Annotated in this window: 14 protein-coding genes; 9 read left to right on the plus strand and 5 right to left on the minus strand. The window is 71.4% G+C overall.

The features are described 5' to 3' along the window. The first annotated feature begins 22 nt into the window (after positions 1–22). The 3 genes from SROS_RS46005 to SROS_RS16725 all read left to right on the plus strand — a co-directional run bounded on the left by SROS_RS46005 (position 23) and on the right by SROS_RS16725 (position 3,655). Positions 23–1,612, plus strand: a complete 1,590-nt coding sequence (locus SROS_RS46005) for a serine/threonine-protein kinase (RefSeq protein ID WP_012890122.1) — start codon at positions 23–25, stop codon at positions 1,610–1,612. A gap of 405 nt (positions 1,613–2,017) precedes the next feature. Beyond that, positions 2,018–2,821 carry an ABC transporter ATP-binding protein gene (locus tag SROS_RS16720; protein WP_218919854.1) on the plus strand — a complete coding sequence of 268 codons (804 nt, stop codon included), beginning with the start codon at positions 2,018–2,020 and terminating at the stop codon, positions 2,819–2,821. Positions 2,822–2,920: 99 nt separating this feature from the next. Next, positions 2,921–3,655, plus strand: a complete 735-nt coding sequence (locus SROS_RS16725) for a DUF7873 family protein (RefSeq protein WP_012890124.1) — start codon at positions 2,921–2,923, stop codon at positions 3,653–3,655. Positions 3,656–4,138: 483 nt separating this feature from the next. On the opposite strand, the gene SROS_RS16730 is transcribed toward SROS_RS16725, so the two are convergent. Continuing rightward, the gene (locus SROS_RS16730) at positions 4,139–4,426 is read right to left on the minus strand and encodes an HU family DNA-binding protein (RefSeq protein WP_031163487.1); all 288 of its coding nucleotides are present in this window, start codon (positions 4,424–4,426) and stop codon (positions 4,139–4,141) included. 381 nt (positions 4,427–4,807) lie between these two features. Then, positions 4,808–4,981 (minus strand): hypothetical protein, encoded by a 174-nt coding sequence (locus SROS_RS50955; RefSeq protein ID WP_012890127.1) that lies wholly within the window; start codon positions 4,979–4,981, stop codon positions 4,808–4,810. 162 nt (positions 4,982–5,143) lie between these two features. Between SROS_RS50955 and mihF the strand changes: the two genes are divergently transcribed. Then, positions 5,144–5,452 carry an integration host factor, actinobacterial type gene (mihF, locus tag SROS_RS16735; RefSeq protein WP_012890128.1) on the plus strand — a complete coding sequence of 103 codons (309 nt, stop codon included), beginning with the start codon at positions 5,144–5,146 and terminating at the stop codon, positions 5,450–5,452. A gap of 247 nt (positions 5,453–5,699) precedes the next feature. On the opposite strand, the gene aceA is transcribed toward mihF, so the two are convergent. Further along, the gene (gene aceA / locus SROS_RS16740; protein WP_012890129.1) at positions 5,700–6,992 is read right to left on the minus strand and encodes an isocitrate lyase; all 1,293 of its coding nucleotides are present in this window, start codon (positions 6,990–6,992) and stop codon (positions 5,700–5,702) included. 240 nt (positions 6,993–7,232) lie between these two features. Between aceA and SROS_RS16745 the strand changes: the two genes are divergently transcribed. Next, a complete protein-coding gene (locus SROS_RS16745) occupies positions 7,233–8,702 on the plus strand; it encodes a helix-turn-helix transcriptional regulator (protein WP_012890130.1) in 1,470 nt (489 codons plus the stop codon). On the opposite strand, the gene SROS_RS16750 is transcribed toward SROS_RS16745, so the two are convergent. Next, complete coding sequence (locus SROS_RS16750) at positions 8,687–10,819, minus strand: hypothetical protein (protein WP_012890131.1); 2,133 nt, start codon at positions 10,817–10,819, stop codon at positions 8,687–8,689. The two genes, SROS_RS16745 and SROS_RS16750, sit on opposite strands and share 16 nt — an antisense overlap. 130 nt (positions 10,820–10,949) lie before the next feature. On the opposite strand from SROS_RS16750, the gene SROS_RS16760 reads away from it, so the two are divergent. Next, complete coding sequence (locus SROS_RS16760) at positions 10,950–11,906, plus strand: glucosyl-3-phosphoglycerate synthase (protein WP_012890132.1); 957 nt, start codon at positions 10,950–10,952, stop codon at positions 11,904–11,906. On the opposite strand, the gene SROS_RS16765 is transcribed toward SROS_RS16760, so the two are convergent. Then, positions 11,869–12,078 (minus strand): hypothetical protein, encoded by a 210-nt coding sequence (locus SROS_RS16765; RefSeq protein WP_012890133.1) that lies wholly within the window; start codon positions 12,076–12,078, stop codon positions 11,869–11,871. The genes SROS_RS16760 and SROS_RS16765 overlap by 38 nt on opposite strands. Positions 12,079–12,221: 143 nt before the next feature. Between SROS_RS16765 and SROS_RS16770 the strand changes: the two genes are divergently transcribed. The 3 genes from SROS_RS16770 to SROS_RS16780 all read left to right on the plus strand — a co-directional run bounded on the left by SROS_RS16770 (position 12,222) and on the right by SROS_RS16780 (position 18,767). Further along, complete coding sequence (locus tag SROS_RS16770; protein ID WP_012890134.1) at positions 12,222–13,436, plus strand: acyl-CoA dehydrogenase family protein; 1,215 nt, start codon at positions 12,222–12,224, stop codon at positions 13,434–13,436. A gap of 272 nt (positions 13,437–13,708) precedes the next feature. Continuing rightward, a complete protein-coding gene (locus tag SROS_RS16775; protein WP_148269103.1) occupies positions 13,709–17,347 on the plus strand; it encodes a serine/threonine-protein kinase in 3,639 nt (1,212 codons plus the stop codon). Between the two features lie 43 nt (positions 17,348–17,390). Further along, a complete protein-coding gene (locus SROS_RS16780; RefSeq protein WP_012890136.1) occupies positions 17,391–18,767 on the plus strand; it encodes a protein kinase domain-containing protein in 1,377 nt (458 codons plus the stop codon). The last annotated feature ends 16 nt before the right edge of the window (positions 18,768–18,783 follow it).

An 18,783-nucleotide genomic window follows, 5' to 3' on the forward strand; every position in this document is an offset into this window, starting at 1 on the left:
GTACACGAGAGGCTCAACCAGGATGGCGCGTGGCGGAACTGGTTCCAAGAACGGCATGCCGCCCGGGGTGCGGCCGCTGACGGTCGGGGACCCGGTCATCATCGGCCGTTACCTCCTGCTCGGCCGCCTTGGCGTCGGTGGCATGGGCGTGGTCTACCTGGCCGAGCATCCGCAGGGCGGAGTGGTGGCGCTCAAGACGCCGCATCCGGTGCATCTCAACGATCCCACGCTCCGCGCCCGTTTCGCGGAGGAAGTGGAATTCTCCCGGCGGGTGGTGCCTTTCTGTACCGCCGCAGTGGTCGAGGACGGCACCGACCGCGACCGGCCCTACCTGGTCTCCGAATACATCCCCGGGCCGGCGCTGTCCCAGGTGGTGTCCGAGCGCGGCCCGCTCACCCCGGACCTCGCCTACGGCGTCGCCCTCGGGGTGGCCGCCGCGCTGGTGGCGGTGCACGAGGTGGGGCTGGTCCACCGCGATCTCAAGCCCGGCAACGTGCTGCTGTCGGACACCGGTCCCCGGGTGATCGACTTCGGCATCGCCAGGGACGTGGACGCCCTGGCCGCGCACACGCAGGCCGGGCAGGTCATGGGCAGCCCCGGCTGGGTGGCGCCCGAGCGCCTCACCGGCGGCTCCGCGCTGCCGGCCTCAGACATCTTCGCCTGGGGCTGCCTGGTCGCCTACGCGGCCACCGGCCACCATCCCTTCGGCGCCGGAGAGCCCGACGCGCTGGCCCGGCGCATCATGGTCGAGCCGCCGCGCGTCGCCTCGGTGCCCGCGCTGCTCCGCCCGGCCGTCGAGGCCTGCCTGGTCAAGGAGCCCGCGCGCCGGCCCCGGGCCGCCGACCTGCTCGGCGCGCTGCTCGCGGCGGGTGGTGTGGGCGCCCCGTGGGACCTTCGCGTGGCGGTCGCCGAGGTGCTGGCGGAGATCTGGACGCCGGTGCCCCACCCGTCCGGGATCGGCCCCGTACGGCCCGCCTCCGCCGAGCCGCCGTGGGAGTGGTCCGAGGTCCCCGCCAGGACCTCCCGCAGGGCGGCGCCACGCAGGGCCGCACACCTGTCGCAGGCGAGCTTCGCGGCGCTGGCCACGCTCTCCATGGCGGCCGTCACGGTGGTCGCCGCCGGGAGCGGCGGCGCCGGCGCCGGCGCGGGCGCTCCCGCCCTGGCGCCGATGGTGATCCCCGCTCAGGAGACCACCGTGGGCTCGACCTCCCGGGGCACCCGGCCGCCCGGCGGCAGGCAGCAGCCCACGCGGGTGATGACGCCCTCCACGGTCCAGGTCACCACGACCCACACCGTCTCGGCGCCTCCCGTGAGCGACGGCCGCGAGGAGCCCCGGCCCGACCGCTCGCAGGGCGATGACGGCCCCTCCGGCGAGGGCGGGGCGCAGACCTGCGCGGACGCGACGGCCAAGGGCAAGGGCAAGGGCCAGGGCAGAGGCAACAAGGATCGGGACTGCCCGGCGACGCCGGGCGGTAGCCCCAAGCCCTCCTTCACCCAGATCCCGCAGACCGGTGACGGGGAGAGCCCGGGGCCCTCGCCGACCCCGTCCGTCACGGCGACGGCGCCCTCGCCGCTGCCCAGCATGAGTCCCTCGGTCCAGATAGGCGGCTGAGGCGCGGCCAGGGCCACCAGGACGGTGCCCAAGACCAGCGCGAACAGCCTTCTCCTGTCCGGTCCGGCGTCCGGGGACGCCCGCTTCGACAGGCGCGCCTGCCTGGCGGCCAGGGCGTCCTCCCGGTCCCCGGCAGGCGGTCTCCGGCGCCTGGCCTGTCGCCTCGATGATCTCGTCGAGCGCGGGCCGGGGACGGCTCACCGGTCATCGGCGGATACGCGCCCCGTCGGCTGAACTTCCGTACTGCGCCCTGCTCGCGGTCCACTTCACGTAATGCGGCCTCCGCTGACAAGTCCTCGTGTTGAGGCGTGAAGACTTTCTCGGACGGGCCCGGGGGCAGATCGGCACATCGGTTAAGGTGATCGGCGCGTATCGAGTCATAGGGGGAGATCAGTGGACCAGTCCGTGCCCGGTGTGGTTGAGCTGAGCGGTGTCGGCGTGCGGGCGGTCGGCCGGACCCTGCTGGCCGGCATCGACTGGCGGGTGGAGTACGGCCAGCACTGGGTGGTGCTCGGGCCCAACGGGGCGGGGAAGACCACGCTGCTGTCGCTGGCCGCCGCCGTGCGGCATCCCACCGAGGGCACCACCACGGTGCTCGGCCAGCGGCTGGGCCGGGTGGACCTGCGGGAGCTCCGCCGTCACATCGGCCTGGTGGCGGCCAGCCAGCGGCTCGTCGACGAGGACCTGATGGAGGAGGAGGGCGCCACCGCGCACACCGTCGTGCTGACCGGTCACACCGGGACCAGCGCCCCCCTGTGGGACCGGTACGGCCCCGCCCAGCACGAGCGGGCTCACAGCCTGCTGGCGGACATGGGCTGCAAGGACCTCGCCGACCGGCTCTTCCGCGTCTGCTCACAGGGCGAGCGGGCCCGGGTCCGGGTGGCCAGGGCGCTGATGGCCGACCCGGTGGTCCTGCTGCTGGACGAGCCGTTCGCCGGTCTCGACCTGCCCGCCCGCGAGGATCTGATCACCGCCGTGGAGGATCTCGCCGCCACCCGCCCGGCGCTGACCACGGTCACCGTCACCCATCATCTGGAGGAGGTCCCGGCCACCACGACCCACGCCCTGCTGATGCGTGACACCCGCATCCAGGCGGCCGGCCCGGTGGCGGAGATCCTGACCGGCGAGAACCTGTCGGAGTGCTTCGGGCGTCCGCTGCGGATCGACAACCTCGACGGGCGCTGGTACGCCCGCGCCGTACGCCGCTGAGCCGTACGCCGTCGACAGCCGGGCCGTACGCCGTCGAAAGAGGGCGTATGCCGCTAAAAGCAGGTGAGAACGGGTGATCTTCCCGATAGCGTGACATCCATGGCGACCAAGTTGAACCAGATCCTCGCCGTGGAGAAGGGCGTCAAGTCCGACACCCAGCGCAAGGTGACCGACGCGTATCACACGATCCAGAAGAACGCTCTGCTGTCGGGCATCTCCCGGACCTACCAGCCGGTCGACGACGAGGGCGAGCACCTGCCGGCCGAGTCGACGCGCGTGCAGGTCCAGGCGGAGGACCTGCTCAAGCAGCTCGGAACCGCGCTCACCCGGCTGTTCGACGTGACCGCCACCAAGGACTGGGCGAACTGCGTCGCGCGGGCCGACATCACGGTGGACGGCGCCACCTTGCTGGAGAACGTGCCGGTCACCTACCTGCTCTTCCTGGAGAAGCAGCTCGTCGACCTGCACACCTTCGTCTCCAAGCTGCCCGTGCTCGACGCGGCGGAGGCGTGGACGCTGGACCAGTCGACCGACTGCTGGCGGACCGAGCCGGTCAAGACGACCCGGACCAAGAAGGTGCCCCGCAACCACGTCAAGGCCGAGGCGACCGACAAGCACCCGGCCCAGGTCGAGGTCTACCACGAGGACATCGTGGTCGGCTTCTGGACCAAGGTCGCCTTCTCCGGCGCCGTCCCGCGCAAGCGGATCAACGAGCTCCTGGAGCGGGTCACCAAGCTCCAGGACGCCGTGAAGTTCGCCCGCGAGGAGGCCAACGGCACCGAGGTCGCCGACCAGCGCATCGGCGACCGGATATTCGGCTACCTCCTGGGGTAGCCTCCAAGACTCCCCGCGGGAGCGCGGGGACGCGTGAAAGCGCGGAAGCTGAAACTGAAATGTCAGCCTGACACGCGGTCCAAGTGGGGGTTCGATTCCCTCTCCCGGCACTCTCCGCGCCGGGATAGCCCAACTGGCAGAGGCAGCCGCTCAAGCTCAGACTCTCGCTCCAGGATCAGCATTCGCCGCCGAGCGTCAGATCGACCGAGGGCAGGCAGTGATCGTCGGGTGCGGGTTCGAGTCCCGCTGGGCGCTCCACATGCGTTCGTAGCTTAATGGCAGAGCACGACATCGTCAGAGATGACCGGCCCTCTTAAACGCGCTGACGCCGTGACATGGCGGCACCCAAGGCCCCCGGGGAATGGACAACCTCCCCGGGGGCCGTCGCCTGTCCCGGCCCGCCTCCGCCCCGCGCCGGTTCCGGTGCGGGACCCTGCTTCCGTACGGCGGCGCGCGGCGTCGGCGCCCGGGGAGGGGGAGCGGTCAGTCCTTCTTGCGTTGCCGGATGAGGCCCATGAACCCCGGGCTCGGCTTGAACTTGGCCGTCCAGGTCTCGGCGATCTCCAGAGGTTCGCCGGTCTGCGGGTTGCGTCCGGTCCGCGCCGGCTTGTGCACGATCTCGAAGGACCCGAATCCGGGGATCGCGACCTTGTCCTCGGCCGCCACGGCCGTCTGGATGGTCCCCAGGATCGCCTCCAGGGCGGCGGCGGTCTGCCGCCGGCTGAGCCCCGCCTCAGCCGCGGCCTTCTCGATCAGCTCGCGCTTGTTCATGGGGATAGTTAACGCCATCGGGGCCGGATCCATCGAGCCCCGCCCGCCTCTCGCGGTCCTCCGCGTCGGAGGACGGCCGGGATCCGGGGGTGATCGCGCCCCGAGGGGCCCCGCGGTCCGACGGCGAGAGTGCCTGCCGCCTCGACGAGGTGGCAGGCACTCCGCAGCTCAGCGGTCGGACTGGGCGGCCAGCCGTTCCGCCTCCTCGTACAGGGCCTCAACGAGGAGGAACTCCAGTCGGAGGTCTTCGTCAACGAGGCCGTCCAGAACTTCCATACGGGCCTCCCTGCCTAGACCGACGTCTCAGGAATCCCAGAAGTTCACGCCGATACCGAATCGGACTCGGTTGTGATCAATACTTGACCGTCCGGAGGCCGGCTCCTACGTCTCGACGAGTTCGGCCAGGTTCACGAGCCGGCCGACCTCGCGCACGTCCATGCAGTAGGCGAGCACCATCCGCTGTCCACCGACCCGCTGGGTCACGCGCAGACACGGGAGATCGTTGAGCATGATCGCCTCGACTTCGATGCCGTCCGGCCCTTGCCAGATACCCATGAGGTCGAGGCTACGAAGAGTCAGGTAAGGCCGGGGTAACTATCCGGGCATATCGTGATGGTCTGTGCCGGACGCACCACTTTTCCCACAGTTAGGCGATGATTAGCCGAGTTGCTGTGGGTAACAGAACGTCATAATCCGAGTAATCGAGGAGAAGTCAACATGGCTCTGCCTAAGCTAACCCCCGAACAGCGTCAGGCCGCCCTTGCCAAGGCCGCCGAGACCCGTACGGCCCGTGCCAAGCTTCTGGCCGAGGTCAAAGCCGGTTCCGTGAGCCTTGAGCAGCTGCTGGGCCGCGACGACGAGATCGCCAAGCGCATCAAGGTGTCGCAGGCGCTGCGCGCGCTGCCCGGCATCGGCAATGTGAAGGCCGCCCAGCTCATGGCGGAGGCCGACGTGGATGAGGCCCGTCGTCTCGGTGGGCTCGGCGTCCAGCAGCGCCGCAAGCTGATCGAGGCCGTCGCCGGCTGATCCGCCGGCACGGCCGGGCCCGGCCACGCAGCGGGCCGTACCGCTTGAACCGCTCCGAGAACGGGTGACCGTCCGGGAGCGGGCGGGGCGGCTTCAGGGCCGGGCCCCGGGCAGTGAGAGGCCCCGCCGGACGGACTCGGGGGATATCCGTACGGCGGGGCCTCGTTCTACGACCTGGTCACCGAGCTCGCCCGGGAAGGAGTCCCATGCCCTGGAAGCGCCCCGGGCGGGCTCGGGGTCCGAAGGGTTAGTGAGCCTTCTCGAACTGCTCCTCCTCCGTGGAGCCCCGCAGGGCCGTGGTGGAGGATTCCGGCGCGATGGCCGTGCTGACCAGGTCGAAGTATCCGGTGCCGACCTCGCGCTGGTGGCGGGTGGCGGTGTAGCCGCGCGACTCGGCGGCGAACTCGGCCTCCTGGAGCCCGACGTAGGCGGTCATGCCCTCCTCGGCGTAGCCCTGGGCCAGGTTGAACATCGAGTAGTTGAGCGAGTGGAAGCCCGCCAGCGTGATGAACTGGAACTTGTAGCCCATGTGACCGAGCTCACGCTGGAACTTGGCGATGGTCGAGTCGTCCAGGTGCTTCTTCCAGTTGAACGAGGGCGAGCAGTTGTAGGCCAGCATCTGGTCGGGGTAGCGGGCCTTGATGGCCTCGGCGAACTCGCGGGCCACGTCCAGGTCCGGCAGGGAGGTCTCCATCCAGAGCAGGTCGGAGTGGGGCGCGTAGGCCAGACCCCGGGCGATGCAGGAGTCGACGCCGTTGCGGACGCGGTAGAAGCCCTCGGCGGTGCGCTCGCCGGTGGTGAAGGCCTGGTCGCGGGCGTCGACGTCGGTGGTCAGAAGCGTCGCGGCCTGGGCGTCGGTCCGCGCGATGATCAGGGACGGGACGCCGAGCACGTCGGCCGCGAGACGGGCCGCGTTGAGGGTCTTGACGTGCTGGCCGGTCGGGATCAGGACCTTGCCGCCCAGGTGGCCGCACTTCTTCTCGGAGGCGAGCTGGTCCTCCCAGTGCACGCCCGCCGCACCTGCGGCGATCATGCCCTTCATCAGCTCGAAGGCGTTGAGCACGCCGCCGAAGCCGGCCTCGGCGTCGGCCACGATCGGGGCCAGCCAGTGCGGCGCGTCCTCCTTCCCCTCCGACCAGGTGATCTGGTCGGCGCGGAGCAGCGCGTTGTTGATGCGGCGCACGACGGCCGGGACCGAGTTCGCCGGGTAGAGGCTCTGGTCCGGGTAGGTCTGCGCGCCGAGGTTGGCGTCGGCCGCGACCTGCCAGCCGGACAGGTAGATCGCCTTCAGGCCCGCCTTCACCTGCTGCACGGCCTGGTTGCCGGTCAGCGCGCCGAGCGCGTGCACGTAGTCCTCGGTGTTGAGCAGGTCCCACAGCCGTTCGGCGCCGAGCCGGGCGAGGGTGTGCTCCTCCTGGACGGACCCCCGGAGCCGGACCACGTCCTCGGCCGTGTAGGTCCGCTCGGTGCCCTTCCAACGGGGGTTGGTCTCCCAGTCGCGCCGCAGCTCGTCTGCGGCTCCCTTGAGGCGATCGTTCATTTTTTCACTCCTTGTCGTCCCCTGGGTGCCTTGCTCTGAGTGTGTGCTCGGGCGAAACAGGCAAACAAGGTCGATCTTCGCGAAAAAACCTTCATTTTTATCGTCTGGCGAATATCGGTCGGTATGCAGGAGAGAAGAATTTAAGAGTTTGCGCTATGGACTAGACCAATCCCACGAGGTGGATCACCGGATCCGGAGGTGCGTTGAAATAACTACGGAAATTTCGTTTAACATCGTGCTATGGCATCGTTGGTCGGTGAAGAACCGCTGTCCTTGACGCAGGAGCTCGATCTCATCGCGTTCGGTCAGCGACTGAGACACCTGCGCAAGCAGCGCGGTCTCACCCTCTCCGACCTGGGCGAACGCGTCAGCCGCGCGCCGAGCCAGCTCTCCCTGCTGGAGAACGGCAAGCGCGAGCCGAAGCTCTCCCTGCTGAAGTCCCTCGCCACCGCGCTCAACGTGCCGGTCGAGGAGCTGCTCCGCCGCCAGGCGCCCAGCAGGCGGGCGCAGCTGGAGATGGCCCTGGAGGAGGCGCAGCGCGACCCGCTGTATGCCGGACTCGGCCTGGCCAGGCTGAAGGTCTCCGCCCGCGTCCCCAACGACGTGCTCGAACACATCCTCGGCCTGTACGGCGAGCTGCGTTCACGCCAGGCCAAGGGCACCGCCACCCCCGAGGAGGCACGGGTGGCCAACGCCGAGCTCCGCCGGATGCAGCGCGAGCGGGGCAACTACTTCGAGGAGATCGAGAAGGCCGCGGCCGAGGCGCTCTCCGCGGTCGGCTACCGCACCGGCGCGCTGTCGCAGAGCACCGTCCAGGCCCTGGTCACCCACTTCGGCTACACCGTGCGGACCGTCCAGGACCTGCCGCGCACGGTCCGCTCCATCACCGACCTGCGCAACCGGCGCATCTACGTCAAGCACGAGCAGCTCGGCATGCACACCCCGCGCACGATCCTGCTGCAGACCCTCGGCCACCTCGCCCTCGGCCACCACAAGCCCCGTGACTTCGCCGACTTCCTCCGCCAGCGGACCGAGGCCAACTACTTCGCCGCCGCCGTGCTGGTGCCCGAGGCCACTGCGGTACCGTACCTGCGGGAGGCCAAGCAGGACCGCGCGCTGAGCGTGGAGGACCTGCGGGACGTCTTCGCCGTCTCCTACGAGATGGCCGCGCACCGCTTCACCAACCTGGCCACCCACTTCCTGGACCTGGTCTGCCACTTCGTCCGCAACGACGCCGGCGGGATCATCTACAAGGCCTACGAGAACGACGGCATCGTCTTCCCGGCCGACGAGCAGGGCGCGATCGAGGGGCAGCGGATGTGCCTGCAGTGGTCGGGCCGGCAGGTCTTCCGCTCCCCGGACAGGTTCTCCGTCTTCTACCAGTACTCCGACTCGCCCACCGGCACCTACTTCTGCGTCGCCCACGTCGATCCCTCCCGGGAGCGGGACTTCGCCATCACCCTCGGCGTGCCGTACCGCGAATCACGCTGGTTCCGCGGCCGGGAGACCACCCACCGCACCAAGTCCGGCTGCCCCACCGGCGACTGCTGCCGCCGTCCGCCCGTCGAGCTCACCCAGCGCTGGGAGGGCTACGCCTGGCCCTCGGCCCGCGGCAACTCCCACGTCCTGGCCGCCCTGCCGCCCGGGTCCTTCCCCGGCGTGGACGAGGCCGACGTCTACACCTTCCTGGAGCGTCACGCGCTCGAGTGACCCCGCGACAGCGTGAGCGACGGGTGGCCGAAGAACCGGTAGGCGGGCCCCGTGGCGGGGACCTGGCAGCGCAGGGAGCGCAGCACCTCGGCCGGGGGCTCGCCGCCGAGGCAGCGGCGGTAGAACTCCGGTGCCAGGCCGTCGCCGACGGGCCAGAGCGGGGCGACGACCCCGCTCGCGCCCGCGAGCAGGAACGCCTGGCAGTCTCCGGGCTCCTCAAGGAAGACGAACGGGCCCTCGCCCATGCCCCGGCCCAGGGAGTCGAACGCCTCGCCGCCGGAGGTGAAGTGGATCATGTCCGGTGGATCGCCCAGCATCGCCAGCACCTCGCCGAGCACCGGGGTGACCCGGGCGGCGCCGTAGGCGGTGACCAGCGGATGGGGCTCCGCCCCGCCGTACACGACCGCCATGCTGTCGCCTCGCGCGCGCACCGGCGGAGGCAGCTCGGGACGCCGCCCGCCGAGGGGCCAGCGGCCGATCACCGTCTGGCAGTTCAGGAAGGCGGGGGCGGAGCGGTCGAACGGCTGCTCCAGCGTGGCCAGCTCCCAGGGGATGTGCGGCTCCTGGGAGAGGACCAGCACGCTCGGGCGTCGCGGGGCCACGCGCCCGGCCACCGCGTTCAGCAGCTCCCAGAACCCCCGCGGGATCTCCGAGGCGACCTGCCGGCCCATGTCCTCGACCGTCCGCGCCCGCTCCGCCACATGCCGCCCGAACTCGGAGGTCCGCATCCCCAGGTCGCACGCCTCCGCCTGGTCGGGGGTGGTGAAGTGCGGGGACTGGTAGGTCCACCACAGCAGCCCCGGCCGGTCGCCGTGGACGATGACCACCGTGACGTCCGCCGGCTCCCCGCCGCCGGCCACCCGCACCCGGGTTCCCGCGACCGGCTGAGGGACGCTCTCCCGGCCGAGCAGCCCGGGGGAGTCGAGGACCGCGAGCGCGCGCACGCCGAACCCGGTCACCTGACCGCCGACGGAGTGGACCGCCTGGATCTGCCGGGCGACCGCCGGCTGGTCCTGAGGGAGGGCGACCAGGCGGACCGTCGCCTTCGGGTACGGCGAGGCCCCGTCGACGCGGAGCCGCACCCGCCACCCGCCGGGCGCCTCGAACCCCTCGGCGACGATCTGGATGTCCAGGTCGACCGGCTCGTGGGTGAAGGGCGCCTCCTGGCCGCCGGGTACGGCTCCGGAGGCAAGAGCGGCTCCGGGTGAGGCGTCGGCCCCGGGCGGCGCCCCCGTGCCGGGTGGGGTTCCCGCCCCGGGGAACGGGGCGGTTCCGGAGGAGTCGGCTCTGGGGGAGAGGCCGACCTCGATCTCGATCCCCCAGCCCGCCACCACCTCGCCGGGCGCCTCGATCAGCGGGAACGCCTCCCACTCCGGCCCGGTGGGAGCGGGTTGCCTGCGCCGCCTGCGGAAGGCCCCGGTCAGCCGGCCGAGCACGGAGTGGCCACGGTCGGACGGGGGAGGTGCCCCCTGCTGGGGCTGAGGTCCGTGGCCGGGGGACGTGCCGGCCGGTGCCTGGCCGGCCCCCGGCCGGTCCGGCCCGTCCTGGCCGTGCGGCGGGTGCCCCGCGCCGACGGGCCCGTGCGGCGGGTGCCCCGCGTCGGCGGGGCCGTACGGCGGGTGCCCCGGACCGGCGGGGCCGTACGGCGGGTGCCCCGGACCGGCGGGTCCGGGGGGCGGGGCCGGGTGCCCCGGAGGCGGAGCCGGACTCGTGTGCCCCGGTGGCGGGTCCGGGGGCGCGGAGCCGGGCGGCGTGTCCGGGCCGTCCGGGCCGGAGGGGCCCGGCGGCAGGTCCGGACCGGTGAGGCCAGGCGATGGGGCCGGGCCGGCGGGGCCCGGTGACGGGGCCGGGCCGATGGGGCCCGGTGACGACAGGTCCGGCACCTCGGTCAGGGCCTGCTCGTTCAGGCGGCGCAGCAGGGCGAACCGCTCCCAGGCGGGGCCGTACTGGGCGATGAGCATCACGATGACGTCGGCCAGCGGCCCCGGATCCTGCCTGCCCTCCTCGGCCAGCAGCGGATCGAGCCGCTCCCGCAGCTCGCCGGAGGCCGCGCCCAGCAAATGGTCAAGCTCGTCGCGGACGGTACGGGCCGCCCTCATCACCGCCACCGGTTCCATACCGCCCCCCTCGCTCCGGTCTGATCCGATCTTCCCACCTGTGGGGACAGGTCGGGATCGGGTACCCGGTGACAATCGGCGCCACATAGGGTGATAGCCGTGAGTTCCGAGGTGATGGAAAGGGTGGGCTGTGCTGCCTGAGGTGGAGGCATGGCTGCGTGGGCACACTTCATCATCGGACGACTGGTCGGTGCCGTGGCTGCTGGAGGCCAAGGGCGACACGACGGTCAGCGTCGTGCTGCCCGCCCGTGACGAGGCGGAGACGGTGGGGGAGATCGTCACCGCGATCCGGCGCGACCTGATGGAGGCGGTGCCCCTCGTCGACGAGCTGGTGGTCATCGACTCCCGCTCCGTCGACGACACCGCCGTGCGTGCCGCGCGGGCGGGCGCCAGGGTGATCGCGCAGGACGACATCCTGCCCGACCTGAAGCCGATGGACGGCAAGGGCGAGGCGCTGTGGAAGTCCCTCGCCGCGACCTCCGGCGACCTGCTGGTCTTCATCGACGCCGACCTGCGGGAGTTCCGCACGTCGTTCGTGACCGGGCTGCTCGGCCCGCTGTTCGCCGACCCGGGCGTGGCCTACGTCAAGGGCTGCTACGACCGGCCGCTGCAGAACGTGCAGAGCGGCGGCGGCCGGGTCACCGAGCTCGTCGCACGGCCCCTGCTCAACCTGCACTGGCCGTTGCTGGCCGGGTTCGTGCAACCCCTCGCGGGGGAGTACGCCGGGCGCCGGTCCGTGCTGGAGCGGGTCCCGTTCGTCACCGGCTACGGCGTGGAGCTGGGCCTGCTGATCGATCTGCTCGACCTCGCCGGCCTCGACGCCCTCGCCCAGGTCGACCTGGGCCGCCGCGTCCACTCCCACCAGTCGACCGAGGCGCTGGGCGGCATGGCCTCCCAGATCCTGCAGACCTCCTGGTCCCGTCTCGAACGCCAGAACATGATGGTCTCCCTGCACACGCCGTCGCTCCGGCTGGCCCAGTTCCGCCGGGGCACGACCGGCCATCACGCGACCGTCCGCGACGTGGCCGTGGCCGAACGCCCCCCGATGATCACCATCCCCGGATACTCCGCCGCGCCGGGACGGTGATCGCGGGTACGGCGCGTGGGCCGGCTGCGCCGTACTGCGAGCGGCCGGCGGTGTCCGTGGGCAGCCGCGCCGGGTGGGCGAGGTGGAAGTCGTAGACCTCGCCGGCGTGGTCCACGGGGTCGTCGCCGGGCGCCGCCACGACCTCGGCCATCCCGTCCGGCACGGCGTACATGTCGCGGCCGGACAGTTTCTCCTCGCCGGTGCCGGCCGTACGCCGTGGGTGCGCGCGGCCGCCGCGGGTTGCGCGGAGCGGTCCGCCCGTCGGTAAAGTAGGGGGGTGTTACCGGTGGTAACGCTTCCTGGGAGGAGTGCACGATGAGCGAGACCGGCTTCTGCCCGGAGCTGAGCGACGACGTGCGAGAGGTGCGCGACTGGGTGCACGATTTCGCCCGCTCCGTCGTCCGCCCGGCCGGCGCCGAATGGGACGAGCGCGAGGAGACGCCCTGGCCGGTCATCCAGGAGGCCGCCAAGATCGGGCTCTACTCGCTCGACTTCTTCGCCCAGCAGTGGTTCGAACCGAGCGGCCTGGGCCTGACGGTGGCCTTCGAGGAGCTCTTCTGGGGAGACGCGGGGATCGGCCTGTCCATCGTCGGCACCGGCCTCGCCGCCGCGGCCCTGTCCGCGGGCGGCACACCCGAGCAGATGGGGGAGTGGCTGCCGCAGATGTTCGGCACCCCCGAGGACGTCAGGCTCGGCGCGTTCTGCGCCTCCGAACCCGACGCCGGCTCCGACGTGGGGGCCATCCGCACCCGGGCCGTCCCCTCCGGCGACGACTGGATCCTCGACGGCGTGAAGACCTGGGCCACCAACGGCGGCATCGCCGACGTCCACATCGTCGTCGCCTCGGTGGACCCCTCGCTGGGCACCCGGGGCCAGGCCTCCTTCATCGTCCCTCCCGGCACGGCCGGGCTCGCGATGGGGCGCAAGTTCAGGAAGCACGGCATCCGCGCCTCCCACACCGCCGAGGTGATCCTCGACAACGTGCGTGTGCCCGGCTCGTGCCTGCTCGGCGGCAGGGAGAAGCTCGACGCCAGGCTGGCGCGCGTCCGCTCCGGCGAGCGTGCCGGCGAGCAGGCGGCGATGCGGACCTTCGAGACCACCCGCCCGTCGGTGGCGGCGATGGCGGTGGGCATCGCCCGAGCGGGATACGAGTACGCCCGTGACTACGCCCGGGAACGCGAGCAGTTCGGCCGCAGGATCGGAGAGAACCAGGCGATCGCCTTCCTGCTGGCCGACATGGCCACCCGCGTCGACGTTGCCCGCCTGATGACCTGGCGTGCGGCCTGGATGGCCCGTAACAACCGCGCCTTCGGCCAGGCCGAGGGCTCGATGTGCAAACTGGTGGCGGGCGAGGCCGCGGTCTGGGTCACCGAGCAGGCCATCCAGATCCTCGGCGGAGCCGGCTACACCCGCGAACACCCGGTCGAACGCTTCCACCGGGACGCCAAGATCTTCACCATCTTCGAGGGGACGTCGGAGATCCAACGGTTGATCATCGGCCGGGCTGTCACGGGGCTGCCGGTGCGGTGACAACTTCGCACTTCACAGGGGTGGCGTGGCCACAGGGCAGGTGCCGCGCCACGCCTCCTCCGGCAGACGGGAACGCGGGCGGATCACCCCGGCTCATCCGGAAAATGGCGGCTGCCGTACTGGTATCCGCCGAATTTCCAATGGATATGCAGGTCAGGGCCCTTCCGAGGTTCGCCCTGAAAGGCCCTCCGCCGAAGCTCTGACCAGCATTTCCGTTGCTTTTGTGGCGATTACTACCGGGACCCTGTTCGCGGATTCGCTACTGTGGCCGCGTGGGTGGCGAAAGGGTGTCCATGCGCGAGCCTGCCGAGGTCCCGCCACTGTGGCGGGTCGGAGATGTCATCGACGGCCGGTACGAGGTGGCCCGGGTGCACGAGCACGGCGGGATGGGGCTGGTGTACCGGGTCCGGCATCTGCTGTGGGGCACCGATCTCGCGGTGAAATGCCCCCGCCCGGAGCTGTTCCGGGGCGCGGCCGACCGGGAGCGGTTCGTCACCGAGGCCGAGGTGTGGGTGTCGCTGGGGCTGCACCCGAATGTGTGCGCCTGCCACTACGTCCGCACGTTGGGCGGCATTCCCCGGGTGTTCGCCGAATACGTCGCGGGCGGCAGCCTGCGTGACTGGATCGACGACCGCAGGCTGTACGAAGGCACCGAACGCGAGGCGCTCACCCGCATCACGGACGTCGCGATCCAGACCGCGTGGGGCCTCGAGCACGCGCACAGCCGCGGCCTGGTGCACCAGGACATGAAGCCCGCCAACGTCCTGCTCGACGAGGAAGGCACCGCGAAGGTCACCGATTTCGGGCTGGCCAGGGCTCGCGCCGTCGCCATGACGATGCCCGCACGCGAGGGTACGCCCGGCGTCAGCGTGCTGGTCCCCGCCGGTGGCATGACCCGTGCGTACGCCTCGCCGGAACAGACCTCGGGCGAGTCGCTGGGCCGGCGCACCGACATCTACAGCTTCGCGGTGTCGGTGCTGGAGATGTTCACCGGCGGGATCACCTGGATGGCCGGGCCGATCGCGGGGGAGGCACTCGCGGCGTACCGCGCCGACGGGCCGGGGGAGGCCGGGCTTCCGGCCATGCCCGGCGAACTCGCCGACCTGCTGGAGCGATGCCTGCGCCTCGACCCGGCCGATCGGCCGGGCTCGATGGCCGAGGTCGCCACCGGCCTGGCCGAGGTCCATCAGTGGATCTCGGGTGGCCCGTATCCGCGTGCCACCCCGGTGGCGGCCGACCTGCGCGCCGACGAGCTCAACAACCGGGGAGTGTCGCTGCTCGACCTCGACCGCACGACCGAGGCTCGGGAGGCGTTCGCGGCGGCGCTGGCGGCGGACCCGCAGCACCTGGAGGCCACCTACAACACGGGCCTGCACCGGTGGCGCCACGGCGAGGTCACCGACGAAGAACTCATCACCGGCCTCGAAGCGATCCGCACCGACGCCGGGGATCCGTGGCAGGCACGCCATCTGCTCGCCCAGGTCCACCTCGAACGCGGCGACCTCACCGCGGCCCGCGCGCTCCTCGGCGAGCTCGGAGACGAGGCCACCGGCGAACCCGAAGTCCAAGCGGCCCTGCGGACCGTCCAATCCGGACAGCTCACCGACGCGCGCTGCGCCGAGGCCAGGGCGATCCCGTGGGCGCTGTTCTGGAACGACGAGCTGACCGAGCCGGATGGTCCGTACAAAAGCGGCCCTTACATCCTCACCAGCCTCACCCCCGACGGTCGGCTGCTGCTGACCGGGGGCCGCGACGGCATGGTGAAGCTGTGGGACCTGCGCAGCGGGGAATGCCTCCAGGCGTTAGAGGCGCACTTCGAGAACGGGCACCGCAAAGAGGTTTGCTCGGTCGCCCTCACCCCGGACGGGCGCTTCGCCGCCTCCACCGGCAAAGACCAGACCTTGCGGCTGTGGGATCTCGGCACCGGCCGCTGTTTGCGCGGGTTCGCCCTCAGGCCGCCACCCCAGTTCGAATACGCGACCCACCCGGTCGCGCTGAACGCCGATGCGAGCATCGTGCTGGTATCGAACGCGGACGGGCCGATCCAGATCTGGGACGTCCACAGTGGACAGATCCGGCGGACCCTCGCCGGGCACGTCGGCGGCGTGCGCTCGATCGAGCTGACCGCCGACTGCGACTTCCTGCTCTCCACCGGCAAGTCCAACGGAGAAGTCCGCTTCTGGGACCTGAGCTCCGGCCGCTACCGGCCGATCCGCGCGGACGACGCCTCGCCGGTCAAAGCCAGTTGCCTCGACCCCGCCGGGCGTCTCGCGGTCATCGGTGCCATGGACGGCACGATCAGCCTGTGGGACCTCCGCACCGGCCGCTGCCTGCGGACCATGAACGCGCCCGACTGGGTGGAAACCGTGTCGCTGAGTGCCGACGCGCGCTCCGTGCTCTCCGGCTCGCAGGACAAGGCGGTCCGGATCTGGGACATCGCCAGCGGGCGATGCCTGCGGACTTTCCGGGGCCACCGCTCCGCGGTGCGGGCGGTCCGGCTCAGCGCGGACGGCCGCTCCGCGATCTCCGCCGGCCAGGACAACGCCGTCCGCCGGTGGGACCTCCCCCTCGACTGGACCGCCGCACCGCAGCTGAGCAAACCACGGCGGCACGCGGAACTGAGCCGGCTCGGTGGCGAGGTCGAGGCACTGGTCTCCGAGGCGGTGCGGGAGATCGCCGCCTCCCGGTACCCGCGCGCGCTCGACGTGCTCACCCGGGCACGGGCGATCCCCGGTCACGAGCGATCGCCTCAGGTACTCACCGCCTGGCGGGCCTTGGGCCGCCACACGGTCCGCACGGGCCTGCGGGCGGCCTGGCCCACGACGACCTTCTCCGGGCACCGCATCTACGTGGACTCGGTCGTGCTTTCCGCCGACGGCACGATCGCGGTCTCCAGCGGCGGCGACGGGACGATCCGGATCTGGGACGTCGCCGGCGGAGCCTGCGAGCGCGTCCTCGAAGGCCACTCGAGCATGGTGAATGACATCAGCCTGAGCGCCGACACCCAGCGCGTGCTGTCCGCCGGGCACGACGGCAGGCTCCGGCTGTGGCACGCCGGCACCGGTGAGTGCCTGCGCGTCCTGTTCGCGAGCACCCACGGCGCGACCTCGGCGCGGTTCTACGACGGCGGGCGACAGGCGCTGGCCGCCGTCAACAACAGGCTGCAGTTCTGGGATCTGGCCGACGGCCGTCTCCTGCGGACCGTCGAGGACTGCGGCCTGGCGCACTCGATCTGGGTCAGCCCGGACGAGCGTGTCGCCGTCACGACCGGTCGAAGCAGGAAGATCCTGCTGTGGGATCTCGGCCGGCGACGGCGGCTGCGCACCCTGGAGGGGCACGACGACCAGGTGTCGTCGGTGTCCATGAGTGCCGACGGGCGTTCCGTGGTGTCGTGCGGCCGCGGGTACATCCGGTTGTGGGATGTCGTGTCGGGGGAATGCGTGCGGGTCCTCGAGCACCCCGGCCATCCGCTGAAGGCCCGGCTCAGCACGGACGGGCGCTTCGCGCTCTCGGCCGACAGCGATTCCTCTCTCCGGGTCTGGGATGTCCACAGCGGGCAGATGCTGCGTGCCCTGGAAGGACACCAGAGGCGGATAGGGGACATCGCGTTCGCCCCCGATGGCAGCTTCGCCCTGTCCGCGGGCGCCGACGGGACCGTCCAGCGCTGGGATTTCGACTGGGAACTGTCGACACGCGAGCCGGCGGACTGGGCCGACGGCGCGACCCCCCATCTGGAGCTTTTCCTGGCCCGGCACCGGACCGGCCGGAAAGCCGGCGACGCCGACGAGCTGATGGAGCGGCTCCGGGACGCCGGGTTCGGCTGGCTGCGGCCCGAAGGCGTACGGGCGCGGCTCGAACGCCGGGGCGCCGGGCGGCTCGGCACGGTTCTGAGCAGGATGTGGAGACGGTGAGGCGGTACGCGCAGAGCGTCGCGGGCGCCGAAGAGGAGATGCGATGACGCGGCCGGCCACCATCACGCTGAAAGTCGTCAAGGGCAAGCTCGCCCGCACCGAGTACGTGTTCGACGAGCGGACCACCTGCGTGCTCGGCCGCGCCGAGGACTGCGCGCCGCGGCTGCCGAACGACGACGACCACCGCACGGTCTCCCGGCATCACTGCCTGCTCGACATCAACCCGCCCGATGCGCGCATCCGCGACTTCGGCAGCCTCAACGGAACCTACGTCAACGATGAGAAGATCGGCCAGCGCGAGGCACACCAGACACCCGAGGAGGCCGCGGCGCTGTCGTTCCCGGAGCACGACCTGGCCGACGGTGACGAGATCCGGATCGGCAAGACAGTCTTCCGGGTCGGCGTCCAGCCCGCCGCGGGCGGTGTGAAGCGCACACTGGAGCTGGCCCGGTGCAAGGTCTGCGACCGGGAAGTGGGCAGCGAGCTCGGCGCTCGGTCCGGTGACTACGTCTGCGCCGCCTGCCAGGCGAAACCGGCCGCGGTGGCCGAAATGCTGCTTGACCTCGCGCACGGCGGGCGCCGCGACCTCGCCCCCATCGCCGGGTACACGATCCTGCGCGAGCTCGGCCGTGGCGGGATGGGCGCGGTGTTCCTCGCCCGACACGGGACCACCGGCGAAGAAGTGGCGCTGAAGGTGATGCTGCCGAAGGTGGCGGCCAGTGCCGAAGCGCACGGCCGCTTCCTGCGCGAAGTGGAACTCACCCGGGCACTGCGCCACCCGAACGTCGCCGCTCTGTACGACGCCGGATCCGCCGACGGCACGTTCTACTTCACCACGGAGTTCTGCGCGGGAGGCAGTCTCGACCGGCTCCTGGACCGCAGGGGTGGGCGGCTCCCGGCCGCGGAGGCCGTCCGCCTCGCGCTGCAGGCGCTGGAGGGTGTGGGACACGCGCACGAGCAGGGCGTCGTCCACCGCGATCTCAGCCCCCAGAACATCCTGCTGAGCGAGGCGGCCGACGGCTCACCGGTGGCGAAGGTGGGCGACTTCGGCCTCGCCAAGGCCTTCGACCAGGCCGGCCTGAGCGGCCTGACCCGGACCGGTACGGCCGCGGGCAAACCCTGGTACATGCCCCGCCAGCAGGTCGTCAACTTCCGCAACGCCGCGCCCGCGGTCGACGTCTGGGCACTCGCCGCCTGTCTCTACCACGTCCTGACCGGCCGGTACCCAAGGGATTTCCCGGCCGGAAGGGACCCCTGGCAGATCGTCCTGCAGTCACCGCCGGTACCGATCCGCCGCCGGGACCCGGGTGTCCCGAAAGCACTGGCCGCCGTCATCGACAGAGCGCTCCAGGAGAAGCCCGCGATCGGCTACCGGAGCGCGGCGGAACTCCACGACGCGCTCCGTACCTTGACTCCATGACCTCACATCGCTCGCG

This window comes from Streptosporangium roseum DSM 43021, from assembly GCF_000024865.1.
Lineage (GTDB): Bacteria > Actinomycetota > Actinomycetes > Streptosporangiales > Streptosporangiaceae > Streptosporangium > Streptosporangium roseum.